At 61.3% G+C, this 15,201-nt stretch carries 12 protein-coding genes; 4 read left to right on the top strand and 8 right to left on the bottom strand.

Going from position 1 to position 15,201, the window contains the following annotated elements; all coding sequences use genetic code 11:
• Positions 1 to 7 precede the first annotated feature (7 nt).
• Positions 8 to 1,093, top strand: coding sequence for a Leu/Phe/Val dehydrogenase (locus tag AC1DX5_RS22055; RefSeq protein WP_478017379.1), 1,086 nt, complete (start codon positions 8 to 10; stop codon positions 1,091 to 1,093).
• Here AC1DX5_RS22055 and AC1DX5_RS22050 read toward each other — a convergent pair.
• The 3 genes from AC1DX5_RS22050 to AC1DX5_RS22040 all read right to left on the bottom strand — a co-directional run bounded on the left by AC1DX5_RS22050 (position 1,090) and on the right by AC1DX5_RS22040 (position 3,905).
• Positions 1,090 to 1,467, bottom strand: coding sequence for a hypothetical protein (locus tag AC1DX5_RS22050; RefSeq protein ID WP_478017378.1), 378 nt, complete (start codon positions 1,465 to 1,467; stop codon positions 1,090 to 1,092). The two genes, AC1DX5_RS22055 and AC1DX5_RS22050, sit on opposite strands and share 4 nt — an antisense overlap.
• Before the next feature lie 153 nt (positions 1,468 to 1,620).
• On the bottom strand, positions 1,621 to 2,916 hold the full coding sequence (locus AC1DX5_RS22045; RefSeq protein ID WP_478017377.1) for a peptide MFS transporter: 1,296 nt from the start codon (positions 2,914 to 2,916) through the stop codon (positions 1,621 to 1,623).
• Positions 2,913 to 3,905, bottom strand: a complete 993-nt coding sequence (locus tag AC1DX5_RS22040) for a dipeptide epimerase (RefSeq protein WP_478017376.1) — start codon at positions 3,903 to 3,905, stop codon at positions 2,913 to 2,915. The genes AC1DX5_RS22045 and AC1DX5_RS22040 overlap by 4 nt, the downstream gene beginning before the upstream one ends.
• Before the next feature lie 450 nt (positions 3,906 to 4,355).
• Here AC1DX5_RS22040 and AC1DX5_RS22035 point away from each other — a divergent pair, with 450 nt between their 5' ends.
• The gene (locus tag AC1DX5_RS22035; protein ID WP_478017375.1) at positions 4,356 to 5,033 is read left to right on the top strand and encodes a helix-turn-helix domain-containing protein; all 678 of its coding nucleotides are present in this window, start codon (positions 4,356 to 4,358) and stop codon (positions 5,031 to 5,033) included.
• Between the two features lie 112 nt (positions 5,034 to 5,145).
• Here AC1DX5_RS22035 and AC1DX5_RS22030 read toward each other — a convergent pair whose 3' ends face one another.
• Entirely contained in the window at positions 5,146 to 6,954 is a 1,809-nt protein-coding gene (locus tag AC1DX5_RS22030; RefSeq protein WP_478017374.1) for a serine hydrolase domain-containing protein, read from the bottom strand.
• Positions 6,955 to 7,319: 365 nt separating this feature from the next.
• Between AC1DX5_RS22030 and AC1DX5_RS22025 the strand changes: the two genes are divergently transcribed.
• Positions 7,320 to 9,443, top strand: coding sequence for a M13 family metallopeptidase (locus AC1DX5_RS22025; RefSeq protein WP_478017373.1), 2,124 nt, complete (start codon positions 7,320 to 7,322; stop codon positions 9,441 to 9,443).
• Between the two features lie 202 nt (positions 9,444 to 9,645).
• Here the strand turns inward: AC1DX5_RS22025 and AC1DX5_RS22020 are convergent, their stop codons facing one another.
• The 4 genes from AC1DX5_RS22020 to AC1DX5_RS22005 all read right to left on the bottom strand — a co-directional run bounded on the left by AC1DX5_RS22020 (position 9,646) and on the right by AC1DX5_RS22005 (position 14,585).
• The gene (locus AC1DX5_RS22020; protein WP_478017372.1) at positions 9,646 to 10,845 is read right to left on the bottom strand and encodes an MFS transporter; all 1,200 of its coding nucleotides are present in this window, start codon (positions 10,843 to 10,845) and stop codon (positions 9,646 to 9,648) included.
• A gap of 476 nt (positions 10,846 to 11,321) precedes the next feature.
• The gene (locus tag AC1DX5_RS22015; RefSeq protein ID WP_478017371.1) at positions 11,322 to 11,900 is read right to left on the bottom strand and encodes a cysteine hydrolase family protein; all 579 of its coding nucleotides are present in this window, start codon (positions 11,898 to 11,900) and stop codon (positions 11,322 to 11,324) included.
• A gap of 533 nt (positions 11,901 to 12,433) precedes the next feature.
• Positions 12,434 to 13,642, bottom strand: coding sequence for an NAD(P)/FAD-dependent oxidoreductase (locus AC1DX5_RS22010; protein WP_478017370.1), 1,209 nt, complete (start codon positions 13,640 to 13,642; stop codon positions 12,434 to 12,436).
• Positions 13,643 to 13,730: 88 nt separating this feature from the next.
• Positions 13,731 to 14,585, bottom strand: coding sequence for an isocitrate lyase/PEP mutase family protein (locus AC1DX5_RS22005; protein WP_478017369.1), 855 nt, complete (start codon positions 14,583 to 14,585; stop codon positions 13,731 to 13,733).
• A gap of 362 nt (positions 14,586 to 14,947) precedes the next feature.
• Between AC1DX5_RS22005 and AC1DX5_RS22000 the strand changes: the two genes are divergently transcribed.
• Positions 14,948 to 15,201 (top strand): 2Fe-2S iron-sulfur cluster-binding protein (locus tag AC1DX5_RS22000; RefSeq protein WP_478017368.1); only part of this gene is annotated, 254 nt, incomplete at its 3' end.

Here is a 15,201-nt window from a genome sequence, read left to right as displayed (position 1 = left end):
CAATTGAATGAGCATCTGGGAATCGCCCGAGTTTGACGCCCACGAACAGGTCTGCTTCTTCTCCGATGAAGAAACCGGGCTACGCGCGATCGTCGCGATCCATTCCACAAAGCTTGGCCCGGCGGCGGGGGGAACCCGATTCAAGGCCTATGCCCATGACGCCCTTGCCGGCGATGATGCGCTGCGTCTCTCTCGCGCAATGTCCTACAAATCCGCACTGGCCGGTCTCCCAGTCGGTGGCGGGAAAGCCGTCATCATCGGCGATCCCGCGCGGATCAAGAGTCGCGAACTCCTCCACGCCTATGGACGGTTCATCAACCGCATTGGCTCTCACTTCGCGACCGGCGAGGATGTCGGCATGTCGGTTGCCGATATGGACATTGTCAGTGAAGTCTCGCCATTTGTCGGGGGTACCACCGCGGGCAACAGCGATCTCGCCGCGCACACGGCGACCGGTGTAATGCACGGATTGCGCGCGGTGCTCGAGACGCGCTTCGAGCGGTCCGATTTCACCGGCATGCGTGTCGCAGTGCAAGGTCTCGGTGCTGTTGGCTGGGGCGTGGCCGAGCGGCTCCATGAAGCGGGTGCCGAATTGGTCGTCGCCGATATCCGGGCCGAACAGGTCGAACGCGCCGTTCAGCAATTCGGCGCTGCTACGAGCGCCCCCGAGCATATCCATGCAGCGGCGGTCGACATCTTCGCGCCCTGCGCGCTTGGCGGCGTGATCAACCTGGAAAGTGTGCCGGAGATCCGCGCGGGTGCCGTCGCCGGCGCTGCGAACAACCAGCTCGCATCAGCCCAATCGGGTGAGCTTCTTGCGGCACGGGGCATCCTGTTCGCGCCGGACTATGTCCTCAATGCCGGCGGTATCATCAGCGGTCTCGCGGCAGCGAGCGCCATGCCGGGTCGTGCACGCCTAGACTTTCCCCCGATCGAGCAGTCGCTCGCCGCTATCCATTCGCGACTGCTCGAAATTTTCGCTCGCAGCAGTGCCGAGCTTCTTCCGCCCGAAATTGTGGCGGAGAAAATGGCGCGCGAAATCATCGGAAGATCCGATGCAGGTCGGCCGACAGGCGAGATCATCCGGGCCTAGGGTTGCTCGCGCGAGGCCGACGATAACCATGAATCGGCCTCGCGCAGCGTCTCGAAGATCCTGACATTTTTCTCATCTTCGACCAATCGCCGCATCTGCATGCGGGGCAGCGCGGCCTCAATCACGATGGCGACCCGTTCCGCCTGGAGCTCGCGGGTGCTGATCATGGCCTTGAGCTCTGCAACCACCTGCTGGCTCTGCGGGACGAAATGCGTGGCGTCGATGAGCAGCAGGTGTTCCCCTGACCTGACGCCAAGTTTGCGGGCAGCCTCCTGCTCGGCCGCGTAGAAAGCAGGAACCTCCTCCATCGACAGGAAGCCGGAAAGGAAGGCGACGATGAGCTTGCGGGATTCGTCGATCGAGATCGTAAACATATCTGGCCCCTTCTCTCGCGATGTTTCTAGGTTTGGCGGATACAACGAGCCCGACGGTATCGCGGATCAATTGCTGTCAGTCCGGTGATCTTCGATCGCCATCCGCGGCTGAGCGTCTCCCGCACCCTGTAACGGTCGGTGTCATGGCAGGTCTCAGGCTGCACGCTCAGCGCTTCTCCCCCAGGGCAACAACAGCAGCAGCAATGTCATCGCCAGCGCCACAACGCCGGCCGCGATGAGGAAAAACGCACCGTGACTGAGCGGGCTCCAGAGCGTTCCCAGCCATCCCGCGAAAAGATTGCCGAGAAAGCCTGCCGAAAACCAGATGGCAATCGTTGTCGCACGCAGCCCCTCCGGCGCGAGGCGGCCGAAAAGACCGAGCCCCACCGGGAGAATGAGGAGCTCGCCAGCGGTCATCACGATGAGAAAACCGACAAGCCACACCCATGATGCCTGCAGGGTGCGGATTTCAGCCCAATGGGCGACCATCGCGACCATCAAATATGCTATGGCGACAACGGAAGCGCCCATGGCCATTTTGGCAAGCGAGGAAGGCTCTAGCCTATGTTTCGCTCGCCGCGTCCAATAGGCCACGAGCAAGGGGGTAAGCAGAAACACCATCAGCGGGTTGAGCGACTGGAACCATGTCACGGGGATTGTCCACGAGCCCGCCACGACCCGGTTGACGCTCGTATCGGTCCATAGCGGAATGGTGTTGCCGAGCTGCTCATAGGCGCCGCGGAAGATAACGATTGCCGCTGCGATCGCCGCCAATAGCAGAAAACGCTGCATCGGCCTTTCGACTGGCGGTGTGGCCGACCRCACCAATGCGGACCTTGGCTGATCCGGAGGGAGATACCGTGAACCGGCAATATAGGTGACCAGGCCCACGATCATTCCGATGCCGGCGACAGTGAAGCCCCAGTGGAACCCGCACAGTTCACCTATGGTACCCACCACGACAGGAGCGGCAAAAGCGCCCAGGTTGATGCCGACATAATAGACGTTGTAGGCAGATTTTCGCCTCGGATCGTCGCGCTCATAGAGGCCGTCGATTTGACTGGGGAGGCTGGGCAGGTAGAGCCCGTTCCCCAGCGCGATGGTAGTCAGCGCAACGAAAAACAGACTTTCAAACGCCATCATGAAGTGGCCCAGCGCCATGATCGCGCCACCGATCAGGACAGCCTTATGTCGCCCGAGCCAGCGGTCGGCGATTATTCCGCCCAATATCGGCGTAGCGTATACGCCACCTGCATATACGCCATAAACCCACGAGGCGGTCACCTGGGTGAACATCAGATCCTTCGTGACATAGAGCACGAGCAGCGCGCGCATCCCGAAGAAGGAGAACTTTTCCCACATTTCAGTGAGAAACAGGATGGTGAGGCCCCGTGGCTGCCCAAACCAATCGCCGGTGGAAGGTGCGCGGTCCAAGCTCGAAGGGCTCATGCAGGCCATCCCCAAAGTGCCGGCGGGGCACTGACGAAACCATGTTCATAGATCACGCCGGGCACCCGGTCGGCGCCGAGGAACAACGGGCCGTCGAGGTCCACCAGATCGCAAAGCTGCCCCACCAGCAGCGCAGGTGCCATCGCCAGGGAGGTGCCGCCCATGTTGCCCACCATGACTCCCAGGCCAAGGGCACGCGCCCTTTCGACCATCCGCAACGCCTCGGTCAGCCCACCGCACTTGTCGAGCTTGATGTTAACCACCTGAAAGCGGCCAACCAGCTCTGGGATATCACCGAGCGATTGAACGCTCTCGTCGGCGGCAAACGGGATTTTCGATTTGAGGCCGTCAAGCTCTCCCTCGCTGCCGATCTTGCAGGGTTGCTCGATCAAGGACACGCCCGCGTCGGCGAAGAGCGGAAGCATCTCGATCAGCCGCTCTCGTGAATAGCCCTGGTTCGCGTCGACGCCGAGCCACGCGTCCGGTCGGGCCGCGCGGATCGCCTGGATACGCGCGCCGTCGAGCGGTTCTCCGGCCAGCTTGATCTTTATGGCTGTGGCGTCGCGATAGGCGCCCTGCGCGCGCTCGGCCATGGCGTCCGGCGCGTCCACCGCCAGCGTATATGTCGTGCGAAGCGGCCGGGGCGGGTCCATCCCTGCCGGCACATGCACGGGAACCCCGGAGAGTTTGGCCTCGAGATCCCACAGCGCGCAGTCGAGCGCATTGCGCGCCCCGCCCGGTGGCAGGAGCCCGAGCAACTCCTCACGGCCCGCTCCGGCCTCTATGGAAAGGCGAACCGACTCGATCTGCTCGACGAGGCGCGCAGGCGTGTCATTGTGGTAATAAACACCCAGCCCCTCGCCGCGTCCGACATGTTCGCCTTGGCGAAGCGTCACCACGACCGGCTCAGGATCCGGCATCGAATAGCCGGAAATGACGACCGGGACCGCCAGCGCCCAACGCTCTACCACTATATCCAGTTGACGCATCAGAACGTACACGCTCGCAGATCGGACGCTCGCATTTCTTCCTCCCCGAATGGCAGCCTGACCAGGGCCCGCGCACTGCGCAGCACGTTGCCTGCGACCATCGCCTTCTGTCGTCAGCGCCATCAAAGGTGTCAATCAAAATATTCTGTGGAGAAATTTATCTCCGAATGTGAATATTTATGCCACTGGGAAATTGCACACCGTGGCTGGCGCAGAGAGACCTGTCCGCGTCTGAAGCTGTGTCCTTCGAAATTGCGGTCAGTTGGATCACAGATAAAGACGCGTCCACCAGCGTAGCAGCCCGACGTCGCTTCGGCAGGCGCTGAAGCGTATCGGCACGGAGACGGGCGATTCCCCAAGGGAAAGTTCGCGCCAATTGTTTCGCTATTGACAACACCCTCGCCCGGGATAGCTGAAGGCCAATGATTTTCCGAAGCGAAAGATAGTGACATGAACGACCATGGCAGCCAGCCAGCGAGAATGGTGACGCCCGGAGCGGCACTCAAATCGCTGCGGACCGAGCGCGGCTGGACGCTGGCGCAGGTCAGCGAACGCACAGGCGTACCCGTCTCCACGCTGTCGAAGGTAGAAAACGGCAAGACCGAGTTGACGATGGATCGTTTGCTGCGGATCAGCGTCGCGCTCGAGGTCAACATCGCCGATCTGTTCCGCTCGCCCGCCGTGGACAGGGGCGGGACCGCACGGAGCAGGCGCAGCGTGACACGCGTCGGCGAGGTCCAGGCGGTTCCGTCTCCTTATGGGGAGTATACCTATCACGCGCAGGATCTGCTGGATAAGCATGTTACCCCGATCATTGCGGAGATCCGCGCGCGCACACTCGCAGAATTTGGCAATTATCATCGCCATGTCGGCGAGGAGTATATTCTGGTGTTGGAGGGAGAGCTCGCACTCCACACGGATACCTACGCGCCGACCCATCTGAAGAAGGGCGATTCCATGTATTTCGACAGTACGATGGGGCACGCCTATGTCAGCGCCGGCGAGGGCCCCTGTCGATTGTTGTTGATCTGCGCGCCGGGCCAGCCGCTCGATCTGGTCGAAGCTCCTGGCGCGGGCTTCGATGATTTTTCGACAAAGCCTCAGAAGGATGGACTGGCTGTACGTTGATCGCGGGTTTTGCTGATCGCGGGAGACCGGGCGAACTCTTGCATTCGTGGCTTCAGGAAACACCCGCATCACCTCTGGTCGGCCAGGGGTCGATGCGGGTGCGTATTTCCACCTACAGTGCCAGGCTCAGCCCGATCAGCTCGAAGGCAAGCGCAACGTAAAGCAGCATCACCGCGCTGATCGTCATCAAGAGGCTCCAGATCCAGGTCAGCCTGCGCTGCCCCGTCATCTGCCTGGTGACGACCCACAGGTTCCAGGCCGTCACAGCGGCGGCTGCCGGAAATATGACAAGGCTCAAAAACTGGAGGATGCGGATCCAGGGATCGAGCGACGAGGTGAACGAAAACGCGCCGACAATATATCCCAGGGTCGCGAACCATATCAGCATCAAGGTGAGGCTCGCCGCACTCCCGACGCGCCCCCAGAGACGCGCCCGTGCAACGCCCCCCTGGAAAGGAAGTGATGCTCCGTAGTGGCGGCGAACGAGCGCTCCAATGGGCCATTGCAGGGTCGTCAGCAGCAATATGCCCATGGAGACCAGCAGGGCAGGCAGCACCCAGGCGGCGCGACGACCGGCAGGTGTTGGCACAAAGGCGCCGGTCGGCGCTCTCTCATCGTCGCTCCACAGGACGACTTTTCCGCCAACGGCCTTGGCCGCCAGCAGGGTCTGGCCGTTGATTTCGCGCCAGACGAAAGGCGCGATTTCCACGAATGTTAGCGGCCGGCCGTTCAGGCCGGTAAGCGACGACACAGTGACCTGGCCCACGGCATCCGCCGTTACGGTCGTCTGGAGGCCAAGATCCAGCAGCGATGCGTAACCCACCTGCCAGCGCTGGCTAGGACTATAGGTACCGGCGAGCATGCGCGCATGATCGAGTGCCATATCGGGCGCCATCTTGCCCTGCATGGTAGGACCGGGGAAATAGCGATCGACGAACGCCGTGCCGAGATCATTGCGTATGGCGCGGCCCCCCTCATTCTGCCCGACGCTGTTCACCAGGACGAAGACCCCGACATTCTCATCCGGAAGCAGTTTCAGCACGCTATGGAAGAACCGCGTGTCTCCCTCATGCCCGATGATCCGGTGTCCATTGCGATTCATGCCCCAGAACCCGAGCATCATGCGGTTGAGCACCGGACTTATCGTGGTGAGCGGCGTGTCGTGCATCATCCGCGCCGTTTCGGGTTTGAGGATGCGCGCGCCGGCATATTCCCCGTTCTGGAGGTGCGCGATCATGAACTTTGCCATGTCGGCTGCAGTCACAGCAGCGGAGCCCGCTGGCCCGGGAAACATTTCATAGCGCATGGGAGCAGCTGATGCGGCCTGGTACCCGCTGGACATTTGCGCTCGCAGCCCGGCGGGCAGCGGTTCGCGGAATGTCGATTGGCGCATGCCCAGCGGCTGGAAGATGTGCTGGTCGGTATAGTCTTCGAATGATTGCCCTGACACACGTTCCACGATGTAGCCGGCAAGTGCCGCACCATAGTTCGAATAGGATGGGACCTGCCCTGGCTCGTATATCCGGGGGGGAATTTGATTCTTGAGGAAGGCGCCCAGCGGCATTCGCCCCTTTGGATCGAACAGCAACAGATCCTTCAGCGCCTCCTGAAAGCCCGGCGTGTGGGTCATCAGATTGCGCATCGTGACCGGACGGCCATGGAATGGCGGAATCTTGAAATCCAGATAAGCGTTGACGTCGCGATCAAGATCAATCCGTCCGAGTTCCACCTGCTGCATCACCGCTGTCCAGGTCATCAGCTTCGAGACCGATCCGGGCCGGAACAGGGTAGTGTCCGGGTCGACAGGACGACGATGCGCGATATCGGCGTACCCATAGCCCTTCTGCAGCAGAACAGAGCCGTCCTTGACCACCACCACGACGGCACCGGCCACGTCGCTGCGTTCAAGGCGGGTGGCCATGAAGCCGTCCAGCCATGTTTCAACATCGTCGCGGACCAGCGCGGGAGGGGCAGCGCTAACGGTTGCAGGGGGCGCTTTCGCGGGCGACGCGCTCCCACTGAGACGGGCCGGTTCCTGCTGGGCGATCGACGGCCCCGCCAGGACGCACAGTGCGACCACAGCACCTATCAACCCTCGAAAACGCATCGTCTTCCTCCCGCATGAAGCTACGATTCCGACGCAAGCGGGCCGTAGCAGCGAATTAGCCCTGCCTCCGAGCGTAGGCAGTGTTTTCTGTTGCGCAACAATTTTCTCATGGTGCACTACTGCCGCCACAGAAAATGTAAATTCGATTCCCACCTGGTCGAAACATGAGGACAGCCGCTATGCCCAACGACGTCATACAGGAGCGCTTGCAGAGGTCGGAGACGCGGTACCTTTGTCGAAGCGCCGCGCGACGGCGTCTTGTTGCCGGCTTGCTGATGGTCGTCGGCGGTCTCGTAACCCCGGTTGCCGCTGCGCCGCGGCAGGATCCCGTTTACCCGCCCTTTGGTCTTGATCTCACCGCAGGAGATCCTGGCACGCGCGCGGGCGATGACTTTTTCCAATGGGCAAATGGCGCCTATCTCGCCCGCATCGTGATTCCGGCGGACAAGGTCATGGAATCGCGCCGGAACGAAATGACGGATCGTACCGAGGCCCAGCTGCACACGCTGCTCGATGAAATGGCACGGGCTGCTCCGCCGGCAGCCACGACGCCGCGGGGGCAAGTCGGTGCCTATTATGCTGCCTTCATGGACACCGGCACGCTGGAACGGATTGGCAGTCGCGCGATCGAACCCGAGCTCCTGGCGATTCGCCAGGCATCGAACCGCGCAGCGCTCGCGGCACTCATGGGCCAGTCGAATTCGGATTTCTACCCAAGCCCCTTCACCGCGAGCATCGATAACGATCTCAGGCGACCCGATCGCTACGCAATCTATCTCGGGCAATCCAATCTCGGTCTGCCAGACCGCGACTATTATCTCGAAGCCAAGTTCGCGCCCCAACGCGACCAGTATAGGGGCTATGCGACCAGGCTCTTTTCGCTGATCAAATGGCCCGACGCGCCGGCCGCCGCGGAACGGGTCATCGCCTTTGAGACGCAGCTCGCGCAGGCCGGCTGGAGCCGGACGCAACAACGCGATCCGACCGTTCAATATAACCCTGTGACGCCCATAACGCTGGCCACCGATGCGCCCGGCTTTGCCTGGAAGGAGTTTCTGGCAGGAGCCGGCCTGAGCGCAAAGACGACGTTGGTGGTCAAGGAGAAGAGCGCATTTCCGAAGCTGGCGAAGATCGTTGCCGAGACGCCGGTCGAAACGCTGAAGGCATGGATGGCTTTTCGCGTTGCCGACAATGCGGCCCCCTATCTTTCGAGGAATTTTCTGGAAGCCAGGTTCGCGATGCGCGACCATGCGCTGGCGGGTCAGGTCCAGCAGCGCCCGCGCTGGCGGCTTGGGCTTGAAGCGGTTGCCGCTGGCGATTGCTATCGCTGCACCGGCACCCTCAAATGGCCCGCCGGGCAACTCTATGTAGAGCGCTATTTCCCGCCGGAGACGAAAACGCAGATCACCAATCTCGCGCAAAATATCAAAGCGTCGTTCCGCGATCGACTGGTCGCGCTTGACTGGATGGCGCCAACGACCAAGGCGGAAGCACTGAAGAAGCTGGACACCTTCGTGATGAAGGTGGGGTATCCTGACCAGTGGCGAGATTACAGCCACGTCACGATCCGTCGCGGCGATCTTGTCGGTGACGTTCGCGCTATTCTGAAAGAAGACTGGGCATTCGGCGTGAGGCGTAGCGATGGGCCCGTCGACCGGACGGAGTGGCTCCTGGCACCCCAAATGAACAATGCCTATAGCGGCGCGCTCAACGATATCGTCTTCCCGGCCGCTATCCTGCAGGCGCCAATGTTCGACGCCGCCGCCGATCCGGCGATCAACTATGGCGCGATCGGCGCGGTCATCGGGCACGAACTGACCCATGGGTTCGATGACGAGGGGCGCAGCACCGACGCGACCGGCGCGCTGCGCGACTGGTGGGCGCCGGCGGATGCGGAGACGTTCAAAGCGCGGGCTGCCATGCTGGGTGCCCAATATGGCGCCTATGAACCGGCTCCCGGCGTGCATATCAAACCTGAGGTGACCATGGGCGAAAATATCGCTGATCTGGGAGGTCTATCGATCGCGCTCGACGCGTATCACAAGTCTCTGAACGGCAAACCGGCACCGGTGCTGAACGGGCTGACCGGCGATCAACGCGTGTTTCTCGGATGGGCACAGGTTTGGGCCGGGAAGGCAACCGCCGAGGAGATCGTGCGGCTGACAACAAGCGACGAACACAGTTATCGCAAATACAGGGTCAACGGCGTGGTTCGAAATATCGATGGCTGGTATGCCGCGTTCGGCATTCAGCCAGGCGATGCGCTTTATCTACCTCCGGAGAAACGCGTCCGTATTTGGTAGGCAAGACGGCCTGAAGGACGGTGCTTCGACAAGACAGGCAGAGCGCCGCTTTCAGGCCACCCGGCCATGGGCGTTTACGCGGGACGCCCATTGCCAGGTTTATGCGCGTGCCGACCACGAGCGGGTTTCTATTGCTCGACCAGTCGATCCCCCGCCAGCGCTGCCCGAGGGATGGTCCGGCCAGCGTATGACTCAATGAGCCCTAGGCGGTTACGGGCACCATGCCTCGACGTGGAGGCGAAGCAGCGAGCAAGATACAAACGCCTGCGACACATAGACCAGCGACCATCAACTCGAACCCGGCGGCAAAAGTCCCGGTTAACTTGACCAGGCCACCGACGGCCGCAGGGGCCGCGGCTCCACCGAGATGGCCGATCGTGTTGTAGACTCCGACAAAAGTAGCGCGACCTCTCTCGGGCGCGATATCAAGGACGACCTTTCCGATCGGGCCGGTCCCGCCAAACATGCAAAAGGCCGCGATTGAAAGGCCGACCAGCGAAAAGGTCAGGCTGTCGGCCTGGTAAGCGAGCATCAAGCCAAACCCCACACCGGTCCAGAGAAACACAAGAAGCTGGGGACAGTGGCGCCTGAAGATTCCACTTCCCAGCCAGCCGTTTATCAGGAGACCAAGGACAGCAAAGATATAGGGGATACTCGCCAGATAGCCGGATCTGCTGAGGTCGATATGACGTTCCATCGCAAGATAACTCGGCATCCAGCCGAGAAAACCCCAATAGGGTATGTTGCAGGCAAAGGAAGCGACACAGAGCCAGACGATACCGGGCGTCTTCAAGATATCCCTGAACGGCGCTCCCTCGACGGTTTTACCGGAATCCTGTTCCAGGGGGAGCTTTGCCGGAATCAGGAAATAGTTCAGCAGACCGACAAGCGCCGAGGGCACTGCCATAACAAAAAACGCGGTCTGCCAATTGAAGGCGCCCACAAGCTTGCCCACCAGCGCCCCGGCGATCAGGGGTGCCAGGGGCATTGCCGATGTGCATATTGCCAGGGCGCCCGATCGTCGCTCCGGACGAAATGTTCCACCGATGACCTTGTAGCCCGAAGGCTGCGACACGCCTTCCGAAATGCCAAACAGGAAGCGGACGACCACGAAACCGGCAAGAGTGCTGACAAGGCCCGTGGCGCCTGTGAAAATCGCCCATAGCAACGGGCCGATCACAAGAAGCACTTTTCCCCCGAACCGGTCGGTCAAAAGACCGCCGGGGATCTGCGCCAGCAGATAGCCGACGCTGAACGAGGACAGCACCACACCAAAAGCGGCAGGCGACATCGAGAGCGATGCCATGATCGAGGGGCCGGCAAAACTTATCACGACCCTGTCGAGATAATTGACGAGTCCCAGGACCCAGATCGCCAGAATAACGCGTGCGCCCGTCTTCAATCACCGTCTCCCAGCATCTCTCTCCGCCGGTCAGCTTGCAACGGGCACCTCGCGCTCTGATGGCGGCATGCTGGCCCGGGATCTCAACTCGGCGTCTATGACATTTCCGCTGTTGGATTACCGCAATGGCAAAGCCACAGTTTCACATACATAAATCGTAATTACTCCAATATGAAAAAACTAGAGCGTACGCCAGTGTTTTTTCGTCTGAACGCCTTGCCGGCCAAGGGCCGCGCGCTTCAAACTTGATGGGCTGAACCAGCACCACACCGGGAGGCATGCCATAAGACCGCATCGGGGCGACCGAGGCGGCTCTCCCGATGTGGTTGTACCGGAACTCCGGGGGACGTGGCTTGCCGGCGTCCGAGCAATCCTGCCCACAGACGGCGCGCCTTCGTCTATCACGCGACGCTGCCTCGCCCCTGCACTCGAGTGCTGGTCTGCCGGATCTGCATCGCTCCGAAACGGTGACCAGCCTAGCTGACAGGCGCGGCGCCCTCGGCCATCCGCGCGAGCACATCATCCGTCATGCCGACCTCGGCAATACGCGGAAACACCTTGGATATTGTCTCCGCATGGGTCTCTGGCCCGCCATCCCTCATCGCATCGGTGGGGAGAGTGACGTTGAAACCAAGCTCATAGGCTTGCCTTGCCGTAGCATCGACGCCGCCACTCGTGACAACACCGGTGATGACCACTTGCGTTACCCCCAGGGCCTTCAGCTTGTCCTCCAGACCGGTATGCGCAAAAGCGCCCGGGGTATATTTGGAGAGACGAATGTCACCCTCTGCCTGTATCAGTTCCGCCACGAGATCCCGGCCGCCCGGTGCCATCGTCGTCGGCCCCCTGCGCGGCTGATCGGTTCGTCCTGGCGCCCGGCCCGCGGCTACGACGAGCACAACCGGCCAACCTCTTGCCCGGAAAGCCTCGGAGAGGCGATTGGTGTTCTCGACCACGTGCTTCAGTGCATCGGCCTCGGCAAACTGGGAGGCGATTCCATTTTGCAAGTCGATCGCAATGAGGGCGGTCTGCGGATCAAGGGTCGTGATTGGCAAGGTGATCTCCGTCGAATATGTTCCCGATGCGGCGTTAGAGTGCTTCGCTGTCATCCAGGCGCTGTCATCCGAATGACGGTAGCATCGGCGTCAGCACCTGCGTTTCGGCAACCGGCGCCATCTGCATTCCATCCCACTTTTATGGACTCGGATTCGCCGCGGCGATGTGCGCGCCGCGCTCCCTAAGGCTCAACGAACCATATAGATAGTCAGGTAAACTGGCAAGTTTCAAGCTTGCTGAAGCATCGGATTTTCATATATGCGAGTAGTTGCTGCACGTATGCGATGCTTTTCGGGGACCCTGATCCGCCCTTTTCCCGTTGCTGCATGGTGGTGAGGATTCTTCGGCCGGGGCCGACTGCCAATTGATGGCCCACCCCGTCCGAACAACGGCGCAAGGCCACCGGGCGGGAATGCCAGCCCATCACCGGCTTGGATTGATACGAGGGAATGCGGCGGTCGGCACGCAAGTTTCCCGGCCGTGGCTGGAGCTCCCGCGCAATTCTCGACCGCGCCATCGCCAAAAATGCCGTTCAGGTCTTAACGGGATAAGGCAGCGGGGGAACGATGTCGGCCCGTTCCTGGATAAGCGCCCTGCCCTTCGCGAAAGCGCCCGGGCTATTCACGCAGTCGATCGCCGAAAGCCTGCCCTCGTGCCAATAGAGTACGGAAAACCGGCCTTCAGCCTGATCGCCGGTCAGCATCGACATGTCGTGATACGCCGCCAGGCCGGCGCATTGGAGCTTGAGGTCATATTGTTCGGACCAGAAAGAAGGCAAGGTCGTGCAAACAGCCGGACTTCCGCAGATTGATTTCGCCACCGAGGTAGCCATGTTCTGCGCATTCTCGACCGATTCCAGCCGGACAACCTCGCCTTCGGCGAATTCGCTGGCTTGCGCAGCACAATCGCCGACAGCGTAAATGTCCGGGAGAGAAGTGCGGCAGTAGGCATCCACGAGTACACCGTCTTGTACCGCCGCTCCGGCTTCCAGCAACGGCGCGGTACAGGGGACGATTCCGATGGCGACGATTACGATCTCGGCGGCGACCGTAGAGCCGTCCGCCATCCTTACCCCGGTGACGTGCCCGACTTCGCCGACGATGCTTTCCACGAGCATGTTGGTGCGCAGGTCGACGCCATGCGCGCGATGCTTCGCCTGATAGAATTGGGAAAGCTGATTACCGGTCGCCCGGGAAAGGACCCGCGGCTGCGCCTCGAGCAACACCACCGAACAGCCCGACGACGTCAGTGCCGCTGCCGCCTCCAACCCGCGACAGCCGCCACCGATCACGGCAATGCGCCTGGCGCCGGCGTCCAGTTGGACCATGAGACGGTCAACGTCCCCGCGCGTTCGGACGGCATGCACACCGACGAAATGCGCCTGGTCGTGGCCCAGCGGTCGCGGATCGCCACCAGCCGCCCAGATCAGGAAACCATATCCCACCCTGGCGCCGTTGGACTGTGTCACCACCTTGTCCGCCGGGTCGACACTGACAACCTCCACGCCCAGCGACATCCGGATCGCTCGTTTTTTCCAGAAAAGCGCGGGCCGGATCAGCATCCGATCGAGGGGCTTGGCGCGGGCGAGATATTCTTTCGAAAGCGCCGGACGCCGATAGGGAAGGTCGGGCTCTCGCCCGATCATCAGAATGGAACCTGTAAAGCCATGCCGACGTAGCGAGATGGCGGCTTGTGCACCACCATGGCCCGTCCCGACAATTACCACGTCCGCTGTGTCCATCTGCGATAAGCCTCGGATCCAGTGCGTCGAACAGCCCCGTCAACGGCTCGCCCGATCACGGCGAAAAGCTATGGGCCGTGCTTTTGAACTAGGAGAGCCGTTCCTCCAGTGCCAGATATTCGGTCAAACGGATCGCCGTCGCTATCTCGGCAGGTGTGGCCATTGGCGGCTTGGGCCCACCTTTCATGCCCGCGAGAGCGCCCCTGATGGCATGGATCGTACACGCCATGAGGTCCAACGGATATGCGACCACCCGGATTCCGAACTGGATCAGTTCTTCGTCCGTAGGCATGAGGTGCTTGCCCGTTGGTGTCCGGATGACTTGAGCCGGTCGCCCTTGGCAACTTTCGACATAGCGGCGCATTTCCTCTTCGGAATGCGGAGACTCAAGAAAAAGGACATCCGCACCTTCGGCCACGAAGTCCTGGATGCGCCCGAGCGCTTCCTCAAAGCCTCGCGAGGGACGCGCCCTGGTGCTCGCTATCAGCAGGATACCTTCTTCCCGACAGGCTTGCAGGGCGGCTCGACATCGCAGGCGAGCCTCCTCGCGTTCCACCACTTGCTTGGTTCCACCATTTCCAATCGGACGAGGCCAGACCTTGTCTTCGATCACGACCGCCGCGGCGCCGGCGCGAGCATATGCGCGGATCGTCTTTTGCAGACTGATCGCGTTGCCATAACCCGCGTCTCCATCCGCTACCCAGAACACGCTGGGAGCGGCGGTCATGATGGCCTCGACCGCGTCCCTCATTTCGGGAAAGGTCAACTGATCCATATCCGGTAATGCGAGGCGGTGCGCGGAAACCGAAGAGCCTGAGGCGAAGCCGATTTTGAATTCGCCCTCTTCAATCAGGCGCGCACCCAGCGCGTCTCCGCAGCCGGGCACGGTCCGCAACACTGGCTCGTTCAGCAGCGCCATCATTCCGGCGGATTGCGGGCGCATGGAGTTCTCCCCTTTCAAGCTCGAATTCCCTTTTTTGTTTGGTCACGCTTGAGCTGGCGCTGTCGCCGGCGAGCCGGCACCGCAGCAAAAATGAACCCCTCTCAGCCTCGACATCGCAGTTTGTGATTTGCCAGGAGGCTAGCCATCCCCCTTGTTGGCGAAGCCGCAGAAAACGATGCCCAACTCTAAATATGCGTGCTCGTGGCCGACATTACTTGATCCGAGCATACAACCACTCGCTTCCGGGAGGCAAGTCACATTTAGATATGTGCAACGTATTTTTATATATCTGAGTCTATGCCAGACCGTACCGGTCGACGGACGAGCATGAGGCTAAACCGCAGACTTTAGTCTCCGGAGACATGGAGTCGGCGATCGTGAACGGTGTGCCGGGGATCCTGGCGGCGTGCGGCGGGGACGGCGGTTGCGCGACCTGCCAGGTCTATGTCGATGAGGCCTGGGCTGCTGTGACCGGCACGGCGTCCTCGCGTGAGCGCAACACATTGCGCTTTGCGTTCGAGCCGAACGCCCATAGCCGCCTTGCGTGCCAGATCGTCCTCACAGAAGAGCTCGACGGTCTCGTCGTGCACCTGCCCTCAGATCAATATAATATTAG

It is taken from the genome of Sphingomonas sp. P2_B6 (assembly GCF_056404755.1).
This window is presented reverse-complemented; position numbering and strand designations above follow the sequence as displayed.

Bases quoted from the DNA above. Each gene is read 5' to 3' on its own strand.
- AC1DX5_RS22025 (WP_478017373.1), top strand. From the start codon at position 7,320: ATGCCCAACGACGTCATACAGGAGCGCTTGCAGAGGTCGGAGACGCGG.
- AC1DX5_RS22005 (WP_478017369.1), bottom strand. From the start codon at position 14,585: ATGCGCCCGCAATCCGCCGGAATGATGGCGCTGCTGAACGAGCCAGTG.
- AC1DX5_RS22050 (WP_478017378.1), bottom strand. From the start codon at position 1,467: ATGTTTACGATCTCGATCGACGAATCCCGCAAGCTCATCGTCGCCTTC.
- AC1DX5_RS22055 (WP_478017379.1), top strand. From the start codon at position 8: ATGAGCATCTGGGAATCGCCCGAGTTTGACGCCCACGAACAGGTCTGC.
- AC1DX5_RS22030 (WP_478017374.1), bottom strand. From the start codon at position 6,954: ATGGCCACCCGCCTTGAACGCAGCGACGTGGCCGGTGCCGTCGTGGTG.
- AC1DX5_RS22035 (WP_478017375.1), top strand. From the start codon at position 4,356: ATGAACGACCATGGCAGCCAGCCAGCGAGAATGGTGACGCCCGGAGCG.
- AC1DX5_RS22040 (WP_478017376.1), bottom strand. From the start codon at position 3,905: ATGCGTCAACTGGATATAGTGGTAGAGCGTTGGGCGCTGGCGGTCCCG.
- AC1DX5_RS22010 (WP_478017370.1), bottom strand. From the start codon at position 13,642: ATGGACACAGCGGACGTGGTAATTGTCGGGACGGGCCATGGTGGTGCA.